At 68.5% G+C, this 3,344-nt stretch carries 4 protein-coding genes; 3 read left to right on the top strand and 1 reads right to left on the bottom strand.

What is annotated here, in order from left to right; genetic code table 11:
- On the top strand, positions 1-208 hold a 208-nt coding region (locus AB0J64_RS56930; RefSeq protein WP_364047084.1), incomplete at its 5' end, for a hypothetical protein.
- A gap of 37 nt (positions 209-245) precedes the next feature.
- Here the strand turns inward: AB0J64_RS56930 and AB0J64_RS56925 are convergent.
- Positions 246-1,052, bottom strand: coding sequence for a hypothetical protein (locus tag AB0J64_RS56925; protein WP_364047081.1), 807 nt, complete (start codon positions 1,050-1,052; stop codon positions 246-248).
- A gap of 210 nt (positions 1,053-1,262) precedes the next feature.
- Here AB0J64_RS56925 and AB0J64_RS56920 point away from each other — a divergent pair, with 210 nt between their 5' ends.
- Complete coding sequence (locus tag AB0J64_RS56920) at positions 1,263-2,465, top strand: sensor histidine kinase (RefSeq protein ID WP_364047078.1); 1,203 nt, start codon at positions 1,263-1,265, stop codon at positions 2,463-2,465.
- Entirely contained in the window at positions 2,462-3,166 is a 705-nt protein-coding gene (locus AB0J64_RS56915; RefSeq protein WP_364047075.1) for a response regulator transcription factor, read from the top strand. The genes AB0J64_RS56920 and AB0J64_RS56915 overlap by 4 nt, the downstream gene beginning before the upstream one ends.
- Positions 3,167-3,344 lie beyond the last annotated feature (178 nt).

Here is a 3,344-nt window from a genome sequence, read left to right as displayed (position 1 = left end):
TCGAACGTCACATGATCGAGAAGAGACAAGCCTCATCGGCCCTGCTGAGGACCGCTGTGGCATAGAACCGTCTCCACGTTTTCAGGGGATTGACACCCGCCGTCGTCCCCCTTTTTCGGGCTCCGGCGGCGTGCTGGTTGTCGGCGTACAGATGAACGTGCAAAACCGCGTACAGGTAGATATGCAGATGCCGGTGTCGGTGAGGTGAGTTCAAGGGCTTGCCGACGTACCACTGGTCTGGAGCGTCATCCCTTTGGGCCGTAGGTCGTCATGAGGATGTGCACGACGATGAGGACGACGACCCAGACCATGGCGCGTCTGGTCGGCGGGGGACCGCTGCGCAGCAGGGAGATGCCCAGGGGGATGAAGGCGACGCAGAGGCCGCCCACGGCGATGAAAGACTGCGGGATTTGGGTGCCTTTGAGCGGCCCGAGCGCGAGCACCGACATCAGGCCGAGGGCGACCGAGCGGCCCAGCCCCAGGGCGCCGGAGCGATGGGCGCCGATGGCCAGCACGACCCAGCCGAAGAACGCCGGTCCGGATATGGCCTTGAACGGATGCCAGCGCGTATCTCTCCATGCTGTGTAGTAGTCGTCGATGCCGTTGAGCATTGTCTGCAGGCCAAGGCTGTCCGTCAGGTGGAAGGCCAGGTGATCAGTGCCGAACTGGAAGGTCCGGGTGAACAGGCCGACGATCACCAAACAACCGCCCCACAGTCCCCACAGCGGGTTGGTGGCAGCGATCCGTTGCGCCAGCGTCACGACCGCCGGCCACAGCAGGACGAACCCGGCGGCGAAGCAGGTATAGGCGGCAGTGATGAGGGCGGGGTGCCGGCTGTAGGCGGCGAGTTGGTGAGGGATGAAGAAGTGGAACTGGGAGCGCAGGAGAGTTCCAGTCATGATCAGTATGGGGCCGCCGATCAGCGAGATGGCGCTCATCCATCGTCCGGGAAACGGGTGTTGCCGGCCCAGGTTGGCCGTAGCGTTGGCGGCGCGCCGGTCCGCGTCGGCCTGTCGCCATCGTGTGATTCGCCCCTGAAGATCAAACTTCATGAGTTCCTGCCCGTCTTGTCGATGTCGGCGCGTCTCGGCTTGGTATGCCGGGCGCACCAGCATGGTGATGGGCGCTGCGATGGGGGCGCGTCTGGCTCAGGTCGCATCTTTGGTCGGCGTGCACGAGCCGGTGGTACGACCCCAGACGGATGCGGGATGTCCGACCGTGGGCAGATGCCGGGCGATCTGGTAGGGCGATAACGTCCCGTCATGGAGTGGGCTGGGCGGCGGTTCGACGGGCGGGGTGTCGCCGACGCGGCGACGGCGGTCATCGTGGCGCTGATCATCAGATATGCCATCGTCGATCCGCCGGGGCCGTCGTCGTGGTGGCCCGCCTGGTCGGCTTGGCCGGTCGCGGCGGTCGTGAGCTTGCCGGTCGCCGTCCGGCGGCGCCGGCCGCGTGCCATGCTCGCCCTCGCGTGCGCCGCGGGCGTGCTGGCGACCGTGATCGGCGCCGTCGCGGCGGGCGCGATCTGGGTGACGTTCGTGCCGACCGTGCTCGTGCTGTACCTGGTGGCCTCCACCACCTCGGTCGCATGGTCGGCTGCGGGCTTGGCGGCGTGCGCGTCCGGTGCGGTCACCGCGATCCTGATCTTCTACGAGCGGGTGTTCCCCGGCCTCGACCCCGCGGCGGGGCCCAGCGAGGTGCCGCCGGCCTGGCCGATCGAGATCGGCGTGATCGGTGTCCTGCTGGCTGCCGGATGGGCCATCGGGGCTGTCGCCCGCTGGAAACGGGACACGACCGCCCGCCTCGTCCGGCACCTCGCCGAGGCGGCCGTTGCCGACGAGCGCAGGCGCATAGCCCGCGAACTGCACGACGTCATCGGCCACAGCATGAGCCTGATCGCCGTCAAGGCCACCGTGGCCAACCACGTCGCCGACGCCCGGCCGCACGAGGTACGCGCCGCGCTGACCGTCATCGAACAGACCAGCCGAAGCACCCTCACCGAAATCCACCGAGTGCTCGGCCTCCTGCGCTCCGACAGCGACCCCCAGCAGGCCCATCTGCCCGTTCCCGGTATGGCGGACCTGCCCGAGCTAGCCGCCCACGCCCGCTCCGCCGGGGTCGAGGTGGACCTGACCGTCCGCCAAGAGGCCGAGCTGCCTCCCACGGTCGCGATGTCGGTGTACCGAATCGTGCAACAGGCACTGACCAACGTCATCACCCACGCGGCGCCCACCCGCTGCTCGGTCAGCGTGGACATCGACGGGCGGGAGGCCACGATCGAGGTCGTCGACGACGGCCCCCGCCATGGACGGCCGCTGCGAGCGGGCCACGGCGGACACGGCCTGATCGGCATGCGCGAACGGGCCAAGATGTACGGAGGCACCTTCAGCGCAGGGCACCGGCCCGAGGGAGGTTTTCGCGTGGCGGCTCGACTGCCTTACGACCAGAGCGGCACCATGACATGACCGTCGACGCCGCTCCGCACGACCCGTCCCCGCCCATCCGGGTCCTGCTGGCCGAGGACCAGGTGCTGGTACGCGACAGCCTCAAAGTCCTCATCGACACCACACCAGGGCTGGCCACCGTGGGAGAGGCGGGCACCGGCGCCGAAGCCGTGCTCCTGGCCCGCCAGCGGCGACCCGACGTCGTCCTCATGGACGTGCGCATGCCGGACATGGACGGCATCGAGGCAACCAGGCGCATCTGCGCGCACCCGGACAGCGCCGGCGTCCGCGTGCTGATCCTCACCACCTTCGACCTGGACGAATACGTATACGCGTCGCTGCGGGCCGGCGCAAGCGGCTTCCTCGTCAAGAACGCCACGGCGGCCGAGCTCCTGGCCGCCATCCGCGTCGTCGCCGTCGGCGAAGCGCTGCTCGCCCCTTCCGCGACCCGTCGGCTCATCGCCGAGTTCCTGCGGGGCGCTCACCCCGCCCCGGTCGTGCGAGACCTCGGCGACATCACGCAACGCGAGCGCGAGGTGCTCACCCTCATCGGCAACGGCATGTCCAACTCCGAGATTGCCGAGCACCTCCACCTCACCGTCGGCACGGTCAAGACGCACGTCGGCCGCCTCCTGGCCAAACTGCACGCCCGCGACCGGGCCCAACTCGTCATCGCGGCCTACGAAGGCGGGCTCGTCACTATCCCGGATGGCCGCCGATAACCAGGGCAGCCCCTCGTCAAGCGGCGGCCTACCTCTGCACCTTTGTCCGTACCGATCTCTGTAGTCATGGGTGTACGCCGACACTGGTGGGCGCGGGCGATGGTGGAGTCGATGCTGACGGTGAACTCGACCTGGCCGATGAAGTCGTCCTTGACCTGAATCTCCTCCAGCAGCCGGG

The organism is Nonomuraea sp. NPDC049695, from assembly GCF_040674955.1.
In the GTDB taxonomy this organism is placed as follows: domain Bacteria; phylum Actinomycetota; class Actinomycetes; order Streptosporangiales; family Streptosporangiaceae; genus Nonomuraea; species Nonomuraea helvata.
This window is presented reverse-complemented; position numbering and strand designations above follow the sequence as displayed.